This is a genomic window from Neptunicoccus cionae (assembly GCF_002860325.1).
Lineage (GTDB): Bacteria > Pseudomonadota > Alphaproteobacteria > Rhodobacterales > Rhodobacteraceae > Amylibacter > Amylibacter lutimaris.
Genome location: NZ_PKOJ01000002.1, coordinates 338390 through 359069, shown reverse-complemented (window position 1 = coordinate 359069; position 20680 = coordinate 338390). Strand labels below are relative to the sequence as shown.

19 protein-coding genes are annotated in these 20680 nt (G+C 56.9%); 7 read left to right on the top strand and 12 right to left on the bottom strand.

Features of this window, described 5'->3' with window-relative positions:
• Window positions 1-28: 28 nt before the first annotated feature.
• Together C0U40_RS07620 and C0U40_RS07615 are read left to right on the top strand one after the other, a co-directional pair.
• A complete protein-coding gene (locus tag C0U40_RS07620) occupies window positions 29-1123 on the top strand; it encodes a polysaccharide biosynthesis/export family protein (protein WP_101655158.1) in 1095 nt (364 codons plus the stop codon).
• A gap of 42 nt (window positions 1124-1165) precedes the next feature.
• A complete protein-coding gene (locus C0U40_RS07615) occupies window positions 1166-3223 on the top strand; it encodes a capsular polysaccharide biosynthesis protein (RefSeq protein ID WP_286134844.1) in 2058 nt (685 codons plus the stop codon).
• A gap of 14 nt (window positions 3224-3237) precedes the next feature.
• Here C0U40_RS07615 and ribD read toward each other — a convergent pair whose 3' ends face one another.
• Window positions 3238-4329 carry a bifunctional diaminohydroxyphosphoribosylaminopyrimidine deaminase/5-amino-6-(5-phosphoribosylamino)uracil reductase RibD gene (gene ribD, locus C0U40_RS07610; RefSeq protein WP_101655430.1) on the bottom strand — a complete coding sequence of 364 codons (1092 nt, stop codon included), beginning with the start codon at window positions 4327-4329 and terminating at the stop codon, window positions 3238-3240.
• 11 nt (window positions 4330-4340) lie between these two features.
• Window positions 4341-4814, bottom strand: a complete 474-nt coding sequence (gene nrdR / locus C0U40_RS07605; protein ID WP_069299564.1) for a transcriptional regulator NrdR — start codon at window positions 4812-4814, stop codon at window positions 4341-4343.
• Between the two features lie 171 nt (window positions 4815-4985).
• Here nrdR and C0U40_RS07600 point away from each other — a divergent pair, with 171 nt between their 5' ends.
• The 3 genes from C0U40_RS07600 to C0U40_RS07590 are packed head-to-tail and all read left to right on the top strand — an operon-like array spanning window position 4986 to window position 7139.
• The gene (locus tag C0U40_RS07600; protein ID WP_101655156.1) at window positions 4986-5534 is read left to right on the top strand and encodes a hypothetical protein; all 549 of its coding nucleotides are present in this window, start codon (window positions 4986-4988) and stop codon (window positions 5532-5534) included.
• Complete coding sequence (locus C0U40_RS07595; protein WP_101655155.1) at window positions 5531-6427, top strand: hypothetical protein; 897 nt, start codon at window positions 5531-5533, stop codon at window positions 6425-6427. The genes C0U40_RS07600 and C0U40_RS07595 overlap by 4 nt, the downstream gene beginning before the upstream one ends.
• Window positions 6428-6473: 46 nt before the next feature.
• A complete protein-coding gene (locus C0U40_RS07590) occupies window positions 6474-7139 on the top strand; it encodes a hypothetical protein (protein ID WP_101655154.1) in 666 nt (221 codons plus the stop codon).
• A gap of 138 nt (window positions 7140-7277) precedes the next feature.
• Here C0U40_RS07590 and rpoD read toward each other — a convergent pair whose 3' ends face one another.
• From rpoD to C0U40_RS07575, 3 genes are all read right to left on the bottom strand, one after another.
• Complete coding sequence (gene rpoD / locus C0U40_RS07585) at window positions 7278-9272, bottom strand: RNA polymerase sigma factor RpoD (RefSeq protein WP_101655153.1); 1995 nt, start codon at window positions 9270-9272, stop codon at window positions 7278-7280.
• Window positions 9273-9396: 124 nt separating this feature from the next.
• On the bottom strand, window positions 9397-11376 hold the full coding sequence (gene dnaG / locus C0U40_RS07580; protein ID WP_101655152.1) for a DNA primase: 1980 nt from the start codon (window positions 11374-11376) through the stop codon (window positions 9397-9399).
• 70 nt (window positions 11377-11446) lie between these two features.
• A complete protein-coding gene (locus C0U40_RS07575) occupies window positions 11447-11755 on the bottom strand; it encodes a DUF6476 family protein (RefSeq protein WP_101655151.1) in 309 nt (102 codons plus the stop codon).
• Between C0U40_RS07575 and C0U40_RS07570 the strand changes: the two genes are divergently transcribed.
• Complete coding sequence (locus C0U40_RS07570) at window positions 11754-12806, top strand: RluA family pseudouridine synthase (protein WP_101655150.1); 1053 nt, start codon at window positions 11754-11756, stop codon at window positions 12804-12806. The genes C0U40_RS07575 and C0U40_RS07570 overlap by 2 nt on opposite strands.
• 144 nt (window positions 12807-12950) lie before the next feature.
• The gene (gene rpoH, locus C0U40_RS07565) at window positions 12951-13850 is read left to right on the top strand and encodes an RNA polymerase sigma factor RpoH (RefSeq protein ID WP_101655149.1); all 900 of its coding nucleotides are present in this window, start codon (window positions 12951-12953) and stop codon (window positions 13848-13850) included.
• A 119-nt stretch (window positions 13851-13969) separates the two neighbouring features.
• Here rpoH and C0U40_RS07560 read toward each other — a convergent pair whose 3' ends face one another.
• The 7 genes from C0U40_RS07560 to C0U40_RS07530 all read right to left on the bottom strand — a co-directional run bounded on the left by C0U40_RS07560 (window position 13970) and on the right by C0U40_RS07530 (window position 20679).
• A complete protein-coding gene (locus tag C0U40_RS07560) occupies window positions 13970-15139 on the bottom strand; it encodes a calcium-binding protein (RefSeq protein WP_101655148.1) in 1170 nt (389 codons plus the stop codon).
• Window positions 15140-15581: 442 nt separating this feature from the next.
• Window positions 15582-17411, bottom strand: coding sequence for a M3 family oligoendopeptidase (locus C0U40_RS07555; protein WP_101655147.1), 1830 nt, complete (start codon window positions 17409-17411; stop codon window positions 15582-15584).
• An 87-nt stretch (window positions 17412-17498) separates the two neighbouring features.
• Window positions 17499-18005, bottom strand: a complete 507-nt coding sequence (locus C0U40_RS07550) for a YkgJ family cysteine cluster protein (protein ID WP_101655146.1) — start codon at window positions 18003-18005, stop codon at window positions 17499-17501.
• Between the two features lie 25 nt (window positions 18006-18030).
• On the bottom strand, window positions 18031-18381 hold the full coding sequence (locus C0U40_RS07545) for a hypothetical protein (RefSeq protein ID WP_101655145.1): 351 nt from the start codon (window positions 18379-18381) through the stop codon (window positions 18031-18033).
• Between the two features lie 31 nt (window positions 18382-18412).
• Window positions 18413-19513, bottom strand: a complete 1101-nt coding sequence (locus tag C0U40_RS07540; RefSeq protein ID WP_353616036.1) for an endonuclease/exonuclease/phosphatase family protein — start codon at window positions 19511-19513, stop codon at window positions 18413-18415.
• Complete coding sequence (locus C0U40_RS07535; protein WP_101655143.1) at window positions 19473-20156, bottom strand: molecular chaperone DjiA; 684 nt, start codon at window positions 20154-20156, stop codon at window positions 19473-19475. Before C0U40_RS07535 ends, C0U40_RS07540 begins: the two co-directional genes overlap by 41 nt.
• 34 nt (window positions 20157-20190) lie before the next feature.
• Window positions 20191-20679: a GNAT family N-acetyltransferase gene (locus tag C0U40_RS07530; protein ID WP_101655142.1), complete on the bottom strand. Its 489-nt coding sequence runs from the start codon at window positions 20677-20679 to the stop codon at window positions 20191-20193.
• Window position 20680: the final 1 nt, after the last annotated feature.

The window sequence follows — 20680 nt, the reverse complement described above, 5'->3', positions numbered from 1 at the left end:
AAAAGTTAACAAACCTAAAGCCGGGTTAATGGCTCTCTTCGTTGTGGCGTTTGCCGTGTCCGCATGCGGTTTGCCGCGTCCCGGACCGAACAAACGTGAAATTTTTGCAGGCAGCGTCCAGCAAAAAGGCAACGCCTATATCGTTTCCGTAAATGACCGCGTGGTGCAGGCCACTGCAGATGCGCCGAACGCGGGATTTGATGCCGCTTTCCTGAACGCAGGCCGGATCGGCGCGGATACAATCCGGCGCGGTGACAAGCTTTTGCTGACGGTTTATGAAAATGTGGAAGAAGGGCTGTTTGGCACTGCTGGCGCGCCTTCTACACTGACAGAACTGCAAGTGGACCAAACCGGCCACATCTTTATCCCATATGCGGGCCGTATTCGTGCAGCTGGCAACACGCCCGAAGCGCTGCGCCAGATCATCACACGCAAGCTTGACGCGCAGACACCGGATCCGCAGTTCATCGTGACCCGCGCTGCCGGTGATGGCTCGACTGTTTCCATTGTAGGCGCTGGCGGGCAGGGGGTTTACCCGATTGAAGCCTCGACCAGCACGCTTTCTACGATGATTGCCGCCGCCGGCGGTGTTACGACCGATCCGGAGAATACCCGCGTTACGGTGATCCGCGGAGAGCACAAGGGTACAGTCTGGCTGGAAGACCTGTTCGCCAGCAACAAGCAGGACATTGCCCTGCGTCCCGGCGATCGAATTCTCATTCAGGAAGACACCCGCCGCTTTACCGCGCTTGGCGCTACCGGTTCACAGTCGCTGGTGGAATTCCCGCAGCCGACGATGAACGCGATTGAAGCCATTGCCTATATGGGCGGACTGAACAGCAATCTCGCTGACCCGACTGGTATCTTCATCTTCCGCGACGAGACACCGGAATATGCAAACCGTGTGCTGGGTCGGGACGATTTCACAACGCCGAAACGCTTTGCCTATGTTCTGGACCTGACGGAACCGACAGGTGTGTTTCTGGGACGGGACTTTGAAATTCGCGACGGAGATACGATCTACGTCACCGAGGCACCCTACGTGCAGTGGACCAAAACCCTGTCTGTCCTGACATCCAGCGCAGGTGCGGCAAACTCGCTGACTGCGGCGGCTGGTGGCTAACGCCACGCCGACACCGGTATGAAACAGAAAAGGCCCGCGATTATGCCTGAAAAGAGCACGCGGGCCTTTGGCTATTCTACAAGCTTTTTCCTGAACCGACCTCTGCGACGGGCGCTATTGGCAGCGGGTATTACGCCGCGGCTTGGCTTTCCACGCAAAACGGATGCGGTGCTCGTCTGGGGGCGTAAACCCGTGTCCCGCCGCGGGCTGGGGATAGCACAGTCCAGCGGCGCGCAGGTGGTCACAGTCGAAGACGGCTTTCTGCGGTCCCTGCGCACGGGGCGACAGGGGGAGCCACCCCGTTCACTGGTTGTGGACCACAAGGGAATTTATTTTGAAACCGCGGCCCAGAATGATCTGCGGGATATTTTTCGTGCCGGCCCTGTATTGTCAGATGAACAGAGGCGGGCGGCGCTGGCGGGGATTGCCTGTCTGCGGGACAATCACCTGTCCAAATACAACGACTTTCCCTTGGACCCGCCCGAATTGCCTGATCCTTTTGTGCTGGTCGTGGATCAGACCTTTGGGGATGCGTCCATCGCGGGGGCAGGGGCGGATCGGGACACGTTTGCGCACATGTTGCAAGCTGCACTTGATGAACATCCTGATGCTACAATTGTAATTAAGACCCACCCTGAGACCCGTGCCGGCCAACGTGGCGGGTATTTTGGAACAAAAGACCAGTCTGACAGGGTTGTTCTGATGGATGCGCCTGTTTCGCCATGGCACCTGATGGAGCAGGCGCGGGCGGTCTATTGCGTGTCATCCCAACTTGGGATGGAGGCGATTTTCGCAGGCCATCGCCCCGTCGTGTTCGGGAATGCCTTTTACTGCGGGATGGACCTGACCGAGGATCGGCATCCGCAAGTCAAATCTCTGGGACATCGCAGCGCAGCGCAGTTGTTTCACGGCGTTTATCAACTCTATTGCCGTTGGGTTGATCCGGTCTCGGGCAAGCCCACCGATTTTGCTACAACTGCCCGCCATCTATCCGCAGCGGCGGATTTCCGGCGTAAAAACAGCGGGTTTAAAGTGTTCGTGGGAATGCGTTTGTGGAAACGGAGTTTCTTGCGGCGCTATTTCCAACAGGACGGTCCGGCACCGGTATTCGAAGAGGATCCGGTCAAGGCGGCCCGACTGGCAGGGGATAAATCGGGCGCAGTTTATGTCTGGTCGGGCAAGGAAGCTGCTGTGCTTGCCAAGGCCTGCAAAGCGGCCGGTGTGCCGCTTGTCAGAGTGGAAGACGGCTTCCTGCGATCCAGCGGGCTTGGCGCGGCATTGGTTGAACCGGTATCGCTGGCCTTGGACGATCTTGGCATTTACTACGATCCGACCCGAGAAAGCCGCCTTGAAAAACTGATCGCGCAAAATGCTGATATATCTGCGGAAAATTCAGGTCGGGCGCGACAGCTGATGGATCGTGTTAACGCGCTTGGCTTGTCCAAATACAACCTTTCGGGGGATTCCGTGCCGCAGCTGCCCAAAGGGCGCCATTTGGTTCTGGTGCCCGGTCAGGTAGAGGACGACCAATCGATCCTGAAGGGGTGCACGGGGATTAAAACCAATCTTGGCCTTTTAACAGCGGCACGCAAAAGGTTTCCCGACAGCTTTATCATTTATAAACCCCATCCTGATGTAATGGCGGGGCTTCGTGACGGGGGCGCCGCGCTTAACCGCTTTACCGATTTGGCTGACCTGTTGGTAGAAAGGGCTGATATCGCCGCTTTGTTGGGGCAGGTGGACAGTGTGGCGACCATGACCTCTCTCACGGGGTTTGAGGCGCTGTTGCGGGGGAAGGATGTCGTGTGTTTCGGCGCGCCGTTCTATGCTGGCTGGGGGTTGACGGAAGATCTCGGGCAGGTTCCGGCGCGCCGCAAGGCTTCGGTTTCGCTTGAAGGGCTGGTTCATGCGGCCCTGATTGATTACCCGACCTACTGGGATCCGGCCGGCAGGGGGGCGCGGGGCAGGCATGTCTGCGCCGTGGAAACCATCCTGACCCGTTTTGCGGAGGGTGAGGCCAATACGCGGGGTGCGGGCGGAATCAGGCTGCTGGCAAAGCTTCAGGGGCTGTTTGCAAGCTATGCTTATCTGTGGCGATAGCCGGTTCGCAGCGATCAGGTCTTTTCCGGTGACCAGATCGACAGAATATCCGGCCCGAGCGTGGTGACGGATTTGCGGGTGAACCGTGGTGCATCCTTCAACGCATCCACTCCGAATGCGCCAAGATTGGGGCGCCCGTCTGCACCAATCGCTACCCCTGCGGAAAACAAGGCCAGTTCATCAACGACACCGGCTTGTAGAAACGACGCCGCAACCTGACCGCCGCCCTCGACGAAAAGGCGGGTGATACCCTGATTGGCAAGAGCTTCCAAAACGCCGGAAATGTCCAATTGGCCACCGGCCGTTGCGGCGCACGTCAGCGGGAACGCCCCGATGTCGCTCCATTTTTGGGCGGAATCAGCGGCGTTTGTGTGGCAAATCCAGAGCGGTATATCCCGCGCTGTACGGGCAAGGCGGCCGGTTGCCGGCAAAGAGAGCCTACTGTCAAGCACCACCCGAACCGGAGAGCGATGGGCCAACCCGAGATCGCGCACGGAAAGATCCGGATCGTCTTGTGCCACCGTGTTCCGCCCGACGAGAATGGCATCATGGCGCGCCCGCATCAGATGCACGGCCCGTCGCGCCATCGGACCTGTGATCCAGCGGCTGTCACCTGTTCGCGTCGCGATCCGCCCGTCCAGACTGCTGGCGAGTTTCAATGTCACACTTGGGCGGCTCTTTGTGATCCGGCTGAAAAAGCCGATATGGTCCGCATCAGCCTGTGCCTTGAGCACATTACGCGTTACTTCGATACCGGCCTTTTCAAGGATTTCGAAACCTTTCCCGCATACACGGGCATCAGGATCCTGCGTCGCGCAAACCACGCGGCGTATTCCAGCCTTTACCAGCGCGTCCGAACAAGGGCCGGTTTTACCGTGATGGGCACAAGGTTCGAGCGTGACATAGGCTGTTGCATTCCGTGCCTGCTCGCCCGCCTGCATGAGGGCGTGGACCTCTGCATGAGGGCGGCCTCCGGGTTGGGTCCAACCCCGCGCAATGACGCGGTTGTCCTTGACCAGCACGCAGCCGACAGCGGGGTTCGGCCAGACATTACCCAACCCCCGCTGGCCCAATGTAAGGGCCATCTGCATAAACCGTTCGTCCATGTGGTCTGCTGTCACTTTACCTCGTCCGGCGCGGTGGGAGGACGTAACTGCTGGACAAAATCTTCAAAGTCGTCGGCGGCTTGGAAGTTCTTGTAAACACTTGCGAAACGGACATATGCCACGGTGTCGATCCGCGCAAGCGTGTCCATTACAATCTCGCCAATCCGGTCCGAAGCAACATCGCTTTCGCCCATGCTCTCAAGGCGGCGCACAATGCCGGAAATCATTTGGTCGACCCTTTCCGGATCGACCGGGCGTTTTTGCATTGCCATGCGGATCGAACGTTCCAGCTTGTCCCGATCAAAATCCTCACGCTTGCCGTTTTTCTTTACGACGACGAGATCGCGCAGCTGCACCCGTTCGTAGGTGGTGAACCGGCCCCCGCAAGAAGGGCAAAACCGGCGGCGGCGGATAGCGACATGGTCTTCGGCAGGACGGCTGTCCTTTACCTGGGTGTCGGTATTCCCGCAAAAGGGACATCTCATAAACCTGTACCTCAATCTTGTTTTCTCTGACTATACCAATCTTCAACCGTTTGGGTAGAAAAAATCCGCACCCCCAAGATACAGTGCCACATTCGTTATCTTGTGTAGGCTTGGTTGACCGTGCTGATCGAATGGGGCTAATTTCGCGCGAATGAACGTTTGGGGCCTGATATGCTGGACAAATCGATTGAGTGGATTGGAAGACGGTCTTTCGGGCTGGTCCTGATACTGGCGCTTGTGGTCGCCGGAAATGTGCTGTGGCAGATATACCTCCATAAAACGACCCCGCTGCTGGCGTGGAAAGGGGGCGGTTTTGGCATGTATACGGAACCCCATGCCGAAGATCGGGGCGTCTGGTTGCGTCTGAAAGGGGCCGATGATGGTGAAGCGCTGGTCCAGCTCTGGCCGGAGACAGCCGAATACGCAAGCTGGCGTGACATGGCCGGTGTGCGCGGTGGGGCCTATCTCGACGGCTTGACCCGGAGCGCCGAACGGTTGCTGTTTTATCCCCGCGACAGTGTGAGCGATCCATTCATCACACGCCTTGCCCGTGTACGCTGGCCAGACACCCTAATTGACGGCGTTACGCCGAGTGACGGAAACGTTTTTGCGCCTTCCACAATTTCTGTGGAAGTTTACGAAAACCGCTACAACCAAGCAGAAACAATGGTGACGCGCAGTCTTGTCTATCGCCGTACTGGTGTGGAGGCAGGCCAATGACCCCGTTCCGCGAGCGCCCGATCCTGCAGCCTTTGTCCAGATTTGTGAGTGAAGAACACATCCGCACACTGCTGATCCTGTTCTCTGCTATCGTTTTCGTTTTCTTTACCACCAAGGAATACATTCCTTTTGCGGCGCGGCTGGTGGTGCCCTTCTTGCTGATCCTGTTGATGACAGCCGGAGAGGTGAAGCAGCGCGTGGTCCTTTTGTTTTGCGTTGTGCTCGGTCTGGGGCTTAATGTTTGGGCCAACTACTACGTGATTGCCAATCACGGCTTCATGATTACCTACATCGGCATTGCGTTGATGATTGCCTGTGCGTCCGGAGCGCAGGCTTCTGCAGTGATTGCGCGGGCAGCTGTCCTGTTGATCAGCATCCTGATGGGATTGGCGCTGATCCAGAAACTTGTCTCACCCCATTATATGAGCGGGGCGCTGGTTGGTGGCTATCTGGCAAACGGATATATGTTCAAAACCCTGATTTCCCTGTTCTATTCCAACTGGCCGGAAGTGGTTCAGCAAAACCTGCTGGCCCAGAAAGCCCTGTTGTCGATGCCGCCGGGGCAGGGGAATTCGGTGCCGCTAACCGTGCCGCCGTATCTGCAACTTCTGGCGATTATACTCACCTATGCGGCTCTGTTTTCTCAAATAGCGATCGAGGCCTGCGTGCTGTTGCGGGCGCGGCTGGGTATGTGGACCCATTACGCGGTGATGCTTTTCGTGTTGATTATCTATTCGACACGCAACGAAAATGTGTTTCTGTCGATGAACCTGATCTTGGGCTATGCGATGACGGATGAGCATACCAAGAAGGCGCGTTTGTGGTACGTGATGGGAATTGCCTATTTGTTAGTAATGGAAATGATGGGGTTACGCCCTGGTATCTTCGGATAGCTGAAAAGCCGTTGCTTTAGCAGGATAAATTCCCCATGCTTGCCCCATGCGCACTCTTCTGATCCTTTTGTTTCTGGCCGCTTGCGGCCGCCCGATGACGGACAGTGAAAAGGCGTTTGCAGCGCAGTTTCACGGGCCCGATCTGAATGTGTCCAGAGTGCGTCTGGTTGATAACGCGCCGGTGCGGTCCTACACGCTGCGCGCGCCCAAGCGACCGCGACTGACCTGCACAGAGCGGGTCTATCCGCCGCCAAAAACCGAGATTGTGACCGGCGCGCCATCGGCGGTGACCCTCTTTAACCGGATATTTGTGAACCCGGATTATTATCTGGAAAGCTACACGCCGGATTATCCGGACCGGCTCCACCTGTATCAGGCGATGTTTCTAGCGCACGAACTGACCCATGTCTGGCAGTGGCAAAACAGAAGGAAGACAGGCTATCACCCGCTCAAGGCGGCACAAGAGCATCAGACAAAAGCGGACCCGTATCTGATTGATCCGGACAGCGGCGGGGATTTCCTGTCTTACGGCTATGAACAGCAAGGGCGTATTGTAGAGGAGTATCTTTGCTGCTCGGTGCTGGACCCTACGGCGCCGCGCACGAGCCGCTTGCGCAAAATGCTAGCCCCGCATTTCCCGCTGCAAAAGCTGCCTGTCAGAGAAATCATCGTGGGATGGAAAGATGTGCAGGTGGAGGGGATTTGCCGGTAGGTAGCGTTTACAACATCTAATGCCGAAGACACATTCGCGCGAAGATAAATAGGACTTCAAAACAGGAACATAAAAAGTCTCTTTTTCAGACTGTATCAGATTAGGGGTGGCCGTTTTCCGACCACCCCAAATAACTGATTACTGATCCAGGAAACTCCGCAATTTGCGGCTGCGGCTTGGGTGCTTCAGTTTGCGCAGGGCTTTGGCTTCGATCTGGCGAATCCGTTCCCGTGTTACGCTGAACTGCTGGCCCACTTCTTCGAGTGTATGGTCGGTGTTCATCCCGATACCAAACCGCATACGCAGGACCCTTTCCTCACGCGGGGTGAGAGAGGCGAGAACCCGTGTCGTGGTTTCCTTCAGGTTGCCCTGAATAGCAGAATCCAGTGGCAGGATCGCGTTCTTATCCTCAATGAAATCACCAAGCTGGCTGTCTTCCTCATCCCCGATCGGGGTTTCCAGAGAGATTGGCTCTTTGGCGATTTTCATCACCTTGCGCACTTTCTCAAGCGGCATTTGCAGCTTTTCTGCCAGTTCTTCCGGTGTCGGTTCGCGCCCGATCTCGTGCAGCATCTGACGTCCGGTCCGAACCAGTTTGTTGATCGTTTCGATCATATGAACCGGAATACGGATGGTGCGGGCCTGATCCGCGATGGAACGGGTGATGGCCTGACGGATCCACCAAGTTGCATAGGTGGAGAATTTATAGCCGCGACGGTATTCGAATTTGTCCACCGCCTTCATCAGGCCGATGTTACCTTCCTGAATAAGATCAAGGAATTGCAAGCCACGGTTGGTATATTTCTTGGCGATGGAAATCACCAGACGCAGGTTTGCCTCGACCATTTCTTTCTTGGCGAGACGGGCTTCTTTTTCACCCTTTTGCACCTGATTCACGATCCGGCGGAATTCGGTGATGTCCACACCCACATATTGGCCCACTTGTGCCATTTCGTTGCGGATGTCTTCGGCCTTGTCGCGGAAGCGTTCGATGAACTGGCTCCAGCCGCGTCCGTCCCGTTCCGCGATATTGTCGAGCCACATCGGGTCCAGTTCCTGACCGCGATAGGCATCGATGAATTCACGACGGTTGATGCGGGATTGGTCGGCCAGTTTCACCATACCGGAGTCCAGCGACATAATCTTACGGTTGATGCCGTAAAGCTGGTCAATCAGGGCTTCGATACGGTTGTTATGCAGGTGCATCGCGTTAACTTGTTCCACCAGAGACGCGCGCAATTTTTGATACGCATTTTCTTCGGTCGCGGAATAGTTTTCGTCTTCGTTGAGCGTAGCCGAAATACGCACGTCCTGCATCGCTGCCAGGGCTTCGTAATCGTGGGCGATCTTTTCCAGCGTTTCCAGAACCTGCGGTTTCAGTGCGGCTTCCATCGCAGCCAGAGACATGTTTGCGGCTTCGTCTTCATCGTCGTCTTCGTCATCGGACTGGATCGGGTTGCCGTCAGCATCCACTTCCTGAGCCTTTTCCGAAGCGGAAGGGGAGGTCGGGGCACCCGGAGCAGCCGGTTTGAGGCCGGCAACAACGCTTTCCTCTCCGTCTTCTTCCATCGTGTTTCCGAAGGTCGTCTCAAGATCGATCACGTCGCGCAGCAGAATGTCTTCTTCAAGAAGTTCCTCGCGCCAGATGGTGATCGCCTGAAACGTCAGAGGGCTTTCGCACAGACCGGCAATCATGGTGTTGCGACCGGCTTCGATCCGTTTGGCGATAGCGATCTCGCCTTCGCGGCTCAGCAGTTCGACAGATCCCATTTCCCGCAGATACATGCGGACAGGGTCGTCGGTGCGATCCAGAGTTTCCTTGCCGGTTTCCGCCAGCGCGACTTCTTTGGCAGAGGTGTCAACGACGGCGACTTCCTTGGAGCTGTCGTCTTCGAGTTCTTCCTCTTCGATGATGTTGATGCCCATTTCGGACAGCATGGACATCACGTCTTCGATCTGTTCGGAGGAGACCTGATCCGGCGGCAGCACCTGGTTCAACTCGTCATAGGTGATGTAGCCGCGTGCACGGGCACCCGAGATCATCTTTTTGACCGCGGCTTGGCTCATGTCATTCATCGGGCCTGCGTTTTCAGGATCGTCGGTCTTTGCCGCGTCGTTGTCTTTCGCTGCCATGTTAGCCTCCAAAATATCATGTGCCGTTGGCCTTTGGCCTATTTCGGCTGGGTGTTCAACCGAATACGGCGAATCACTATGCTGGTTTCGAATCAATAGAACGAATCAATGATTCGCAATGGTTCTACTGCTTTTTCTTTACCCAAACCTGATCATCGATTAGTTTTTGTAACTGTTGTGACAAATTTTCCCGGTCTTCGGACTGTCCTGCACCCGGATTTATGCTGGCCTTGATTGCCTCGGCTCGGGCTTTGGAGGCTTGCTGGATGCGCCAGGTCAGTCCTTCATCGGCCAATCCTTCGAGATCTCGTTCGGCTTCCAGAAGCTCGGCTTCTGCGCCTTTGTTGGCAGCATGTTTGGCGAGCTCTTCGCTCAGGGTCAAAGCAATCAATTCGGGGTCCGTGTCAGGTTTCAGGTGCGGATGTATGCGCACGGGGGGCAGGGCGAGCAGATGGGTCATCGGATCAAAACCGAGCCGCTCTGTCATCGCCGAAATCAGATTCCCCGACGCATCCTCCCCAGATAGGTCCAAATGCAGGGATGCCAAGAGGGCCGATTGAATTTTAATCAGATCGGGGGTGGTGATCGGGCATTTTTCCAATGCAGTTTCCCGTTCAAGGGCAGCATCCGGATTGCGGATGGCCGCAGCGAGTATCATGGACTCGCGCAGGCGGGATGGCTCGAACGGTGAGTCCTGTTGCGCCAGTAACGATGTTTTGGTGCCGGCAGTGGCTGCTTGGGGCGGGCGGTAACCGAATTTCCCTTTGCCTTTACCACCTTTACCGAAGGCTGGCTGCCATGGCGTATCGGGGCGGTTTTTCGGAGCGAAGAGATCAGCCCGCAATTCTTTTATGGCGGCTGTGTAATGGCTACGTAAGGACTGGTCTTTAATGGTAGAGAGGGCCGCGCGAAGGCTCGCGTCAAGTGCTGCGCGGCGTTCGGGGCTGTCAAAGACCTTGCCCTCGATTTCCCGTTCCCACAGAAGCGTGACCATCGGTTGCGCCTTGTCGAGAAGGGCCTGCATGGCCCCGGGGCCGGAGGATTTGAGCAGATCGTCGGGATCCTGTCCTTCGGGCAGCACCACAAAGCGCAGGGACTTGCCTGCCTCCAGAAGCGGCAGGGCCAGATCAATCAGGCGGCGGGCAGCGCGAATGCCTGCCGTATCCCCGTCGAGCGCGATGACAGGCTCGGGGCACATGCGCCACATCAGTTGCAACTGTGGTTCGGTAATGGCAGTGCCAAGGGGGGCCACGGCGTGGTCGAACCCTGCCTGTGCCAGCGCGATCACGTCCATATAGCCTTCGGCCACGATCAGGCTTTGGGTTTTGCCTGCGGCTTCGCGGGCGGGACCGTGGTTGTAGAGGCTGCGTCCCTTGTCAAACAGCGGGGTTTCAGGGCTGTTAAGGTATTTCGCCCGCGCGTTTGGGTCCATCGCACGGCCACCAAAGGCGATGCAGCGGCCCCGTGCATCACGGATCGGGAAGATGATGCGGCCGCGAAAGCGATCAAAAGGGGTGCCGCCGTCATCCGGTTTGACGCAGAGCCCGGCCTCATCCAGATCAGCGGGGCTTATTCCCTTGCCGGTCAGATGCTGGAACAGGGAAGCGCGGGTATCGCTGGCAAAGCCGATCTCGAACCGTTCCTGAATCGCCAGTGGCATGCCGCGATTCTCCAGATACTCCCGCGCGGCGGTGGCCTGTCCGGTGTTAAGCTGCATCCGGTAGAATTGCAGCGCCTGTTCCATGATATCGGCCAGAACCGTGCGGCGGTCCGCCTTTTTCTGGGCCACCGGATCGCGCTTTGGCACCGGCATACCGGCTTCGCGGGCAAGGATTTCGACCGCCTCCATAAAGCCGACGTTTTCGGTTTCGCGCACAAAAGTCAGTGCATCCCCCTTGGCGTGACAGCCAAAGCAATAGTAAAAGCCCTTCCGGTCATCCACATGAAAGGATGCGGTTTTTTCCTGATGGAACGGGCAGGGGGACCAGTAATCCCCTTTGCCGATATTGGATTTCCGAGTGTCCCATGTAACTTTGCGGCCCACCACTTGTGCGATGGACAGTCGGGTGCGCAATTCGTCGAGAAAACCGTCGGGCAGGCTCATGGAGTTAATATGCTGTCGTTAAGAGGGCGCGGCAAGACGCGGGATTTGGATATTTGCACCAAAAAGAGGTTCATGGCCGGGAATCGATCTGAACGGTCTGGCGCAATTCTCCGGTTGTGCGATCATAGATCAGAATTGTGTCCTCCGCTGTAACAATCGCATACCAGTCACCGCCTTGAGTGAAGGCGGTTGCCTCGCTGCCGTCGGGCAGGGTGATGCTGTCTGGCAGGGCAGGGCCGCTGTTTGTCGAGAAACGCATGACAAGCACGGCGAAGATGGCTAGAAGCCCGAGGATCATGGTTGCGGTCAGGATCGTAACCAGCCTTCTCAGGAACCGCAAATTCGCGGGTTCCTCTATTTGGAAATCGTTTTGATCCATGTCTGACACGTTGCAAACCCTTGTTCTGATCCTTGGCGACACGCCGCCTGCCCGCCTTGATAAGGCACTGGCTGCGGTTGTTCCAGAGGAAGAGAGCCTCAGCCGGTCGAGGATCGGTAAATTGATTGAAGCGGGGGCAGTGTCCCGCGTGGCGGACGGTGTGCCGGTGACGGTGCTCAAGACGCAGGGTTTGCCCGGCGAAGAATGGCAAGTCGTGGTGCCGGCAGCGGAAACGCTGGAAACCGTGGCGCAGGATATACCGATTGATGTGGTTTATGAGGATGACCATCTGATCGTTGTGAACAAACCTGCGGGTATGGTGGTGCATCCGGCGCCGGGGTCCGAAGACGGAACGCTGGTAAATGCGCTGTTGCACCATTGTGCGGAGAGCCTGTCAGGGATCGGCGGGGCCAAACGGCCCGGAATCGTGCACCGGATCGACAAGGATACCAGCGGCATTCTGGTTGTCGCGAAAAGCGACGTGGCGCATCAGGGGTTGGCAGCGCAATTTGCCGATCACTCCATCAACCGGCGCTACACGGCGTTTTGCATCGGGGTGCCATCGGCGGCAGACCCGCGTTTGCGGGGGTTGCCGGGTGTTGCCTTTGAACAAGGTGGCGTCTTGCGTGTGGCAACAAATATTGAGCGGCACAAGACTGACAGAAAACGAATGGCGGTTGCCGCCAATTCGGGGCGCCATGCAATTACCCGTGCCTCCGTGATCGAGAGTTTTGCGGATCGTGCGGCGCGGGTGGAGTGCTGGCTGGAAACCGGCCGGACTCACCAGATCCGCGTGCATCTGTCCCACATCGGTCACGGGCTGATCGGTGATCCGGTTTATGGCACCCGCCGCAAAGTCAAAACGGCCGGGCTCGGGGCGGAGGATGTTGCTTTGATCAGCGGGTTTCCGCGACAGGCGCTCCATGCGGCGAAACTGGGGTTTGTTCATCCGGTAACAGAGAGCTACGTTGAATTTGAAGCAGAGCTGCCTGCGGACCTTCAAGCCCTTGATCGCGCATTGCGGGCATTGGACGAGACGACATCCGGGTAACGTATTCTTCACATTTACTTGAGGAATATTCTATATCCAACGAATGTGGTCGGGTTTGACGGCGCTCTGTCTTGAAAACTGCCTTGCGGGTGCCTAACTGTCCTGTGGTCCCGCCTGTTGCGGGCTGTCAAAGGAGCCGAATTCATGAGCTATTCCAATCTTCCAGCGCCAAGCCCTGAACAGGGATTGAGCCGTTATATGCAGGAAATCCGTAAGTTTCCGATGCTGGAGCCGGATGAGGAATACATGCTGGGCAAAGCCTGGATCGATCATGAAGATACCGAGGCGGCCCACAAGCTTGTCACCAGTCACTTACGGCTCGCCGCGAAGATCGCGATGGGCTACCGCGGTTACGGGTTGCCTACGGCCGAGGTGATTTCCGAGGCAAACGTGGGTTTGATGCAAGCTGTGAAACGGTTTGAGCCGGACAAGGGTTTTCGCTTGGCGACCTACGCCATGTGGTGGATCCGTGCCAGCATTCAGGAATACATCCTGCGCAGCTGGTCTCTGGTGAAAATGGGCACAACAAGTGCGCAAAAGAAGTTGTTCTTCAATCTGCGTAAGGCAAAGAACCGGATCGGTGCCTTGGAAGAGGGCGATTTGCGGCCCGAGAACGTCAAACGGATCGCGAACGACCTGAACGTGACCGAGGACGAAGTGATCTCTATGAACCGGCGCATGTCGGGGGGGGATGCCTCTCTTAATGCGCGGGTCGGCGGGGAAGAAGGCGACAGTGCTGCGGAATGGCAGGACTGGCTGGAAGACGAAACTGCGGATCAGGCAGACCGGTATGCCGAAAGCGACGAACTGAAGGCGCGACGGGCGTTGATGGTTGAAGCGATGGATGTGCTGAACGACCGCGAGAAAGATATCCTGATGCAACGCAAGTTGCAGGACAATCCGACCACGCTGGAAGATCTGAGTGTGGAGTACGGGGTCAGCCGCGAGCGTATCCGGCAGATCGAGGTCCGTGCTTTTGAAAAGCTTCAGGAAAAGATGCGCGACCTTGCCGTGGAAAAGGGCATGATGGTCGAAGCGGATTAAACCGTTCTGCCGTGCTGGCATAAAAAAACCTGCACAGGGCAGGGCGGCTTGTTCGGTTCTCTGGCAACGGTTCGGGAAAGCCTGTCGGGCAGTTTGCACCGCCCGACAGAGATTCGGCCTTAGCCGAAGAATTTGAAGTCTTTTGCGCCGAAATCGTCGATTGTCGTGTTCTCGATCAACACCAGAGCAGCGTCCAGTTCGATCTGAACATCGTCGCCGATTTGCGTCATCGCATCCTGAGCGGCTGAGAAGTCATCAAACATCTTGTAGAACTTCAGCTTGTCGGTGCGGTGCTCGAAATCGGTGATGGTGATATCAAACGTATCGGTGTGGAAATTGAACTTATCCTTACCGTTACCACCTGTAACAGAGTGCGTACCAGCGAGGATGTCGAATTTATCCTTGGCGCCACCACCGTCTGCTACGTTGGAACCGCGATAGAGCTGGATCGTGTCGCGACCTGTGCCGCCGTAGTAGAAATCGTCACCCCAGTCGTCCTGGATATTGTCGTTTCCGCTACCGCCGTAAACCACGTCATTGCCCTGGTTGCCGGACAGGTTGTCATTTCCGTCGCCGCCGTAGATTTCGTCGTCGCCGTCGATTCCTGCAATCCGGTCGCGGCCTTCGTCGCCGTAGATGGTGTCATTGCCTCTGGAGCCGACAACATCGTCGTTAAAGGTTGTGAGGTGAACCGCTTCAATACCGTTAAACGTGTCACCTGCGCCAACGCCGGAGGCAGAACCGGACGATGTGAACATGCTGAGCACAACGCGGGCTTCGGCGCTTTGATAGCTTACAGTATCGTAGCCTTCGCCGCCGATGTAGGTATCAGCGCCAGAACCAAAGATGAAGAGATCGTTGCCATCGCCGCCTTCGTAGTAGTCATCACCGGCGCTGCCGAGGAATGTATCGTCGTCCAGACCGCCATAGAGGCTGTCGTCCCCTCCGCCACCGTCAAGCAGATCGTTTCCGTCGTCGCCGTAGATGATGTCGATGTTGGCGCCACCGTAGATCTCGTCATTGCCGAGACCACCTTCGATGAAGTCGTCCCCGCCATCGCCGAGAATTACGTCCGCAGCGTTGCCGCCGGAAATCTCGTCAGCCTTCGCACCGCCTTCGATGTAATCGGCGCCAATGCCGCCTTCGATGATGTCTTCGCCGTCACCGCCGTAGATGGAATCGTTTCCGTCACCACCATCAAGATTGTCAGCACCGCCCAGACCTTCAATAATGTCGTCGCCGTTTGTACCTACAAGGGTATCCGCGCCGCTTGTTCCTGCAATAGTCATTTGTGTGTTCCTCGTCCTAGTTTCCACAAAAAGTGTTTGCTTCGGCCCTGATCACTGACTCACATCGACCGAATTGCGACGAGATTAACAAAGTATTTGTGGTGAAAATGAGATGCCCCGAAATCACCTTATTTGACGCGAGAGGCGCGGCATTTGAGGCTCATTTCAGCGTTTGACGCGTCAAAAAACAGAGATTTTGGCAATGATGCAACGGAATTTCGGTCCGTTTGAGGCAAATCTGGCGGGAATATGGCGCGGTTTTTCCGCTTTGCAAGTGCGCTTAAGTATATGTGGATACTATTGCGAGTAGATCCTCCGAATCTTTCGAGTAGATTTGCGCCACTTGGCGTTGGGCGGTGGCCATACGGAGAGGGGCCAGAGGCTTAAACGACAAACCGGCGCCACTTTGCAAGGGCGCCGGTTGTGTAATGGTAACGGATTATCAGTCTTCCATCGCTTCCAGTTCGTCGATCATCGAACTGATCAGTGAAAGGCCTTTGTCCCAGAATTTCGGGTCGCTGGCATCCAGTCCGAAGGGGGCCAGAAGCTCTTTGTGATGCTTCGATCCGCCGGCCCGCAGCATTTCGAAGTACTTCTCCTGAAAGCCGGGCTCTCCTTCCTCGTAAACCGCATAAAGTGCGTTCACCAGACCGTCGCCAAAAGCATAGGCATAGACGTAGAAAGGCGAGTGGATGAAATGGGGGATATAGGACCAGAAGGTCTCATAACCCTCCATGAAGTTGAACACAGGGCCGAGGCTTTCGCCCTGAACAGACATCCAGATATCGTTGATCTGGTCCGGCGTCAGTTCGCCTTCTGCGCGGGCGGCGTGTAGCTTACATTCAAAATCGTAGAACGCGATCTGGCGCACCACGGTGTTGATCATGTCTTCCACCTTGCCTGCAAGCAGACGTTTGCGTGCGGCCTGATCCGGTGCGGCGTCCAGCAGTTTGCGGAAGGTGAGCATTTCGCCGAAAACAGAAGCGGTTTCGGCCAGGGTCAGCGGGGTAGAGGACAGCATCTCTCCTTGTTCCGCTGCGAGAACCTGATGCACCCCGTGGCCGAGCTCATGGGCCAGCGTCATCACATCGCGCTGTTTGCCAAGGTAGTTCAGCATCACATAGGGATGGGCATCGGTCACTGTGGGGTGGGCAAAGGCGCCCGGTGCCTTGCCGGGTTTCACAGCGGCGTCGATCCAGCCCTGTGTAAAGAACGGTTCGGCCAGTTCCGCCATTTTCGGGGAAAAGGCGCTGTAGGCTTCGGTAACGGTTTTGCGCGCTTCGTCCCAGTGGATCGTGGCCTCATCCGAGCCGGGCAGGGGGGCGTTGCGGTCCCACATTTCCAGCTTTTCCAGCCCCATCCATTTCGCCTTGAGCGCATAGTAACGGTGCGAGAGTTTCGGATAGGCGGCTACGACCGCATCGCGCAGGGCCTGAACCACTTCGGGTTCCACATCATTGGCCAGATGGCGCGAGGCTTGCGGGGTTGGCAGCTTGCGCCAGCGGTCCTCTACCTCTTTTTCCTTGGCGAGCGTGTTGGTGATCCGCGCAAACAGGGTGATATTCTCGCCCAGCGTTTTTGCAAAAGCCTCTGCCGCTTTTTGACGGGTGGCGCGGTCATTGTCCGACAGCAGATTTGCGGTGGCTTCAAGGTTCAGCTTCTCACCGTCTACATCAAATTCCAGCGCGGCGCAGGTCTCGTCAAACAGGCGGTTCCAAGCCGTCGCGCCAACAACAGACTGGTCGTGGAGGAATTTTTCAAGCTCGTCGGACAGCTGATAGGGTTTCATCGCCCGCATCCGGTCCAGAACCGGTTTGTAACGGGCCAGATCGGCGTTTTCAGCCAGTAGACCGTTTAAAAAATCATCGGGGATGCGGTTCATTTCCAGCGAGAAGAACACCAGCGGTGTGGACAGATCGGTGATCTTGCCCTGCATGTCCGAAATAAACTTGGCGCGGTCCGGATCGGTTGTGACCTGATAATAACGCAGACCTGCAAAGGACATGATCCGGCCTGAAACGGACTGGATTTTTTCGTATCGCTGGATGCACTCCAGCATTTCAGCCGCAGTCAAACCAGCGAGTTTGCCTTCGTAATCTGCTGCAAAGGCGGTACATTCCTTGGTCAGAAAGTCCAGATCTTTGGCCAGCTCGGGGCTGTCCTCGCCGGGGTAAAGATGGGTCAGATCCCATTCCGGCAAATCCCCCAGCGTTGCGCCGCCGGTCGCGTCGCGGTGGTCTTTGGGCAGGTCGGGGGCAGTGGGTCTGAACATATAAGAGGCTCCGATAAAGATTTCGTTGCAAAAGACTTAGGGTGTCGGGCAGAGAAGTGAAAGGGGCGATGATAAAGCCGTGACCGCCTACATGGAAATTGCGGTGTCTTTGCCGTGTGTGAAGGGACGTGTGGCGTCCTGCATTTCCTTGATTGCGGCGATGGTTTGCGCGTTATCCGCCTGAAACGCTGCCAGATCGGGATAGGTGCGATACCCTGCAGCAAACTGCTGTTCTGCCTGCGGTACACTGTTGGCGGCCAATGGCAGATGAACGGCAAGGGCGGCGCGGGCTTTGCGCAAACGTGCCACGGCTTGCAGGGCGTCTGCGTAAGGGGTCGCGCCGTCCTTTACCGCTGCCAGCAGGTCACAGCCGTAGGTCCGGCAGATTTTCGGGCGGATGTCATAGACTGTGCAGGTGTCGCAAAAATAGGGGCAGGGCAGGCTGAACCCCCGTTCGTTTCGGGCAAAGCCTTCTTCCATGTCTGGCAGGATTTCTTCCCCTTCGGCCAGTCGCGCCTGAACAAAAAGGCTGCCGTCACAACAGGCGCCGCAAGCTTTGCAGAGGTCTTCGTCCCAGATTTCCGCCTCGGCCATGCCACCCCTCCTAATTGAACCGCGCTTACAGTTCTATGGTGTTTTGCGGGTTGGTCAAAGGCGTTTCGCGGGGTTCTTCCGGCTCTTCCTTCGGGGGAAGCGGGGTTTTGCGACGGATCAGAATATCGCCGTTTTCCAGCACCTCGGGGGCGTGATAGGTGCTCATCTCGCCCAAGCGCTCTGCAAGGTCTTCCATTGCAGGGCCGAGTTCGTCCAGTTTGGGCCCAAGCTCGTCCACCCAGCCCTTAAGCATGGATTGCGCATCATCGGAAAGCTGCTCGAACCGTTTGAACAGTTCAGAGGAGTCCTGCTCTTCCTGCGCGGCAACAGGGGTGGCCAAAGCGAGAACGAGTATCAAAGGGGCAAAGTGTTTCATGGACCTAATATAGGATCTTTTTGCAAAAAGTTCATCCCTTTGCGGTTAAATCCAGATCAATCGTTACCGGGAAATGGTCCGAGGCTGTCAAAAGGCCAGCGCAAAAGTCGCTGTCGCGGAAACATTCGGGCGTGTCGAACGGGTGCCAGATTTTCCAGCGGGGGGCTGCCCTGCGGCGCAGATCGGGAGAGATCATAATGTAATCGAGCAGGGCATTCAGATAGGTTTTGGTGGTGTGGTTGAAAAATCGAGCCGTGGTCGGGGCAGGGCTGCGCGGTGACAGTTTGGCCAGCGCATGGGGATCGTAAAGCATCCGGTCATCGGAGTTATTTGCGCCAAGAACGACCTCTACGCCGGATTGGCCAAACAGGCGTTCGTATTCGTCCAGTCCCGGACCGTCGTTGAAATCTCCCATCACCAAAAGGTCTTCTCCGGCTGAGAGGTGGTCCTCAACCCGTTGGCGCAACCAGATGCACTGGGCCAGTTGCTTGCGCCTGTTGGCAATGGAAATCCGCACCTCCTGTTGACGATTGCGCGCGCCGTGAGGGGCTTTGGATTTGGCGTGGACCCCGATAAACCGCAGCGGCGGCGCCCCTTCCGGAGAGACCAGCAGCTCCAAGGGTGGTTTGGAGAACGTCACCGTGTCGGGCTGGTTGTCCACATCAAGATCAATCTTGAACACGCCGTCAAAGCGGGGGGCTGTGCGCGATCCGTCGGGGCTGCTTTCGGCCCCTTGGGGATCGTGGATCACCTGCATTTTCGTAGGGTCGTACAGAAAGGCAATTTCCTGCTGGGTGTCGTTCTCAAAGCCGACGATCGCTGCGTTTTGGCGCAATCCGAAATGCTTTGCAAAATTTTCCAGCGCGGTTTTGGCGGATTGGGTGTTACCGGAATTGGGCGCTTCGATCACCATAATGCCGTCTGCGTCGAGCCTTTTGAAAACTGTGCCAAGGGCCGTGATCTGCTGGTTCTTGGTCACGTCATAGCGGCCTGACCAGCTGTCATCCTGTATCAGGTTGTTTTGCTGGTCGAACAGGCTGGCGAACCATTCGACGTTATAGGTGGCGATGCGCATCAGTGGATCCGCTGTTTCATGGGGCGTGCCGTTCTGACAGGGTTTCCCAAGCTTCATTCACCGCAATCATGTGTTTGGTGGCAAGGGTGATGGCCTCTTCGGGCAAGCCACGGGCCATCAGGCGGTCCGGATGGGTATCGCGTATTTTTGCACGCCATGCCTTGCGGATATCCGCCAGGGGTGTGTCCGGTGTCACACCGAGTACATCATAGGCGTCAGGGGCGGCATCGGGGACAAAGCGTTTGTGCAGGCTGTCAAAGCAACGGTCGCTCAGCCCGAAGATACGGGCGACCTCGCGGATGAATTCGCTTTCGGCGGGGTGGTACTGACCGTCCGCCATTGCGATGTAAAACAGGCCTTCCACAAGGTTTTCCAGCACGTCTTTTTCATCGCGGAACATGTTCGCGATGGTACGGGCATAGGATTCGTATCCGGCCACATCCTGACGGGCGAGATTGAACACGCGGGCGGCTTGGGGTTCGTCCTCTTTGGAGATTTGAAATACCTGCCGGAAGGCCGCGACCTCGTCCCGTGTAACCAGCCCGTCAGCCTTGGCCATCTTCGCCCCGAGCGCGATTACCGCAATGGTAAATGCGACAGAGCGTTCGGGGGGCGTGCGCAGCTTTTCCAGCACCTGTGTAAGGCTTTCGCCGTTGGCGAGCGCGGAAAGGGCCTCTGCGATGCGGGTCCAGATTGACATGGGCCGTCCTTATTCCAGCGTGTGCCTGTGTTGGTCACAGCAGCTTTTGCAGCAGGACCAGATCAAGCCATTTGCCGAACTTATACCCTGCCTCGGGCAGGGTTGCGACCGCTACAAAGCCGCAGGCGCTGTGAAAGCGGATTGCAGCAGGGTTGGCAGCACTGACACCGGCAAAGAGCGAGTGGATTTGCGCCGCGCGGGCGTGATCCTCAAGCGCTGTCATCAGCTTGCGTCCTGTACCTTTACCACGGGCGGCAGGGGCAAGGTTGATGGAATGTTCCATGGTATAGGCATATCCCGGCCCGCTTCGAAACGGGCCGTAACTGGCAAAGCCAAGCAGTTCTGCCCCGTCTACTGCCACCAGAAACGGCCAGTTGTTACTGGCAGATGTTTCCAGCAGTTCGGCGATACCCTCTGGCGTCTTTTCCTGCGTGGTAAAGGTGATCAGCGTGTCGCGGATGATCGGGTTCCAGATGGCGCAAATGGCGTCGGCGTCGGTCGGGGTGGCGGGGCGAATATTCATA

Coding starts and splice junctions, on each gene's coding strand:
- C0U40_RS07620 (WP_101655158.1), top strand. CDS start 29: ATGGCTCTCTTCGTTGTGGCGTTTGCCGTGTCCGCATGCGGTTTGCCG.
- C0U40_RS07615 (WP_286134844.1), top strand. CDS start 1,166: ATGCCTGAAAAGAGCACGCGGGCCTTTGGCTATTCTACAAGCTTTTTC.
- ribD (WP_101655430.1), bottom strand. CDS start 4,329: ATGGACGAACGGTTTATGCAGATGGCCCTTACATTGGGCCAGCGGGGG.
- nrdR (WP_069299564.1), bottom strand. CDS start 4,814: ATGAGATGTCCCTTTTGCGGGAATACCGACACCCAGGTAAAGGACAGC.
- C0U40_RS07600 (WP_101655156.1), top strand. CDS start 4,986: ATGCTGGACAAATCGATTGAGTGGATTGGAAGACGGTCTTTCGGGCTG.
- C0U40_RS07595 (WP_101655155.1), top strand. CDS start 5,531: ATGACCCCGTTCCGCGAGCGCCCGATCCTGCAGCCTTTGTCCAGATTT.
- C0U40_RS07590 (WP_101655154.1), top strand. CDS start 6,474: ATGCGCACTCTTCTGATCCTTTTGTTTCTGGCCGCTTGCGGCCGCCCG.
- rpoD (WP_101655153.1), bottom strand. CDS start 9,272: ATGGCAGCGAAAGACAACGACGCGGCAAAGACCGACGATCCTGAAAAC.
- dnaG (WP_101655152.1), bottom strand. CDS start 11,376: ATGAGCCTGCCCGACGGTTTTCTCGACGAATTGCGCACCCGACTGTCC.
- C0U40_RS07570 (WP_101655150.1), top strand. CDS start 11,754: ATGTCTGACACGTTGCAAACCCTTGTTCTGATCCTTGGCGACACGCCG.
- C0U40_RS07575 (WP_101655151.1), bottom strand. CDS start 11,755: ATGGATCAAAACGATTTCCAAATAGAGGAACCCGCGAATTTGCGGTTC.
- rpoH (WP_101655149.1), top strand. CDS start 12,951: ATGAGCTATTCCAATCTTCCAGCGCCAAGCCCTGAACAGGGATTGAGC.
- C0U40_RS07560 (WP_101655148.1), bottom strand. CDS start 15,139: ATGACTATTGCAGGAACAAGCGGCGCGGATACCCTTGTAGGTACAAAC.
- C0U40_RS07555 (WP_101655147.1), bottom strand. CDS start 17,411: ATGTTCAGACCCACTGCCCCCGACCTGCCCAAAGACCACCGCGACGCG.
- C0U40_RS07550 (WP_101655146.1), bottom strand. CDS start 18,005: ATGGCCGAGGCGGAAATCTGGGACGAAGACCTCTGCAAAGCTTGCGGC.
- C0U40_RS07545 (WP_101655145.1), bottom strand. CDS start 18,381: ATGAAACACTTTGCCCCTTTGATACTCGTTCTCGCTTTGGCCACCCCT.
- C0U40_RS07540 (WP_353616036.1), bottom strand. CDS start 19,513: ATGAAGCTTGGGAAACCCTGTCAGAACGGCACGCCCCATGAAACAGCG.
- C0U40_RS07535 (WP_101655143.1), bottom strand. CDS start 20,156: ATGTCAATCTGGACCCGCATCGCAGAGGCCCTTTCCGCGCTCGCCAAC.
- C0U40_RS07530 (WP_101655142.1), bottom strand. CDS start 20,679: ATGAATATTCGCCCCGCCACCCCGACCGACGCCGACGCCATTTGCGCC.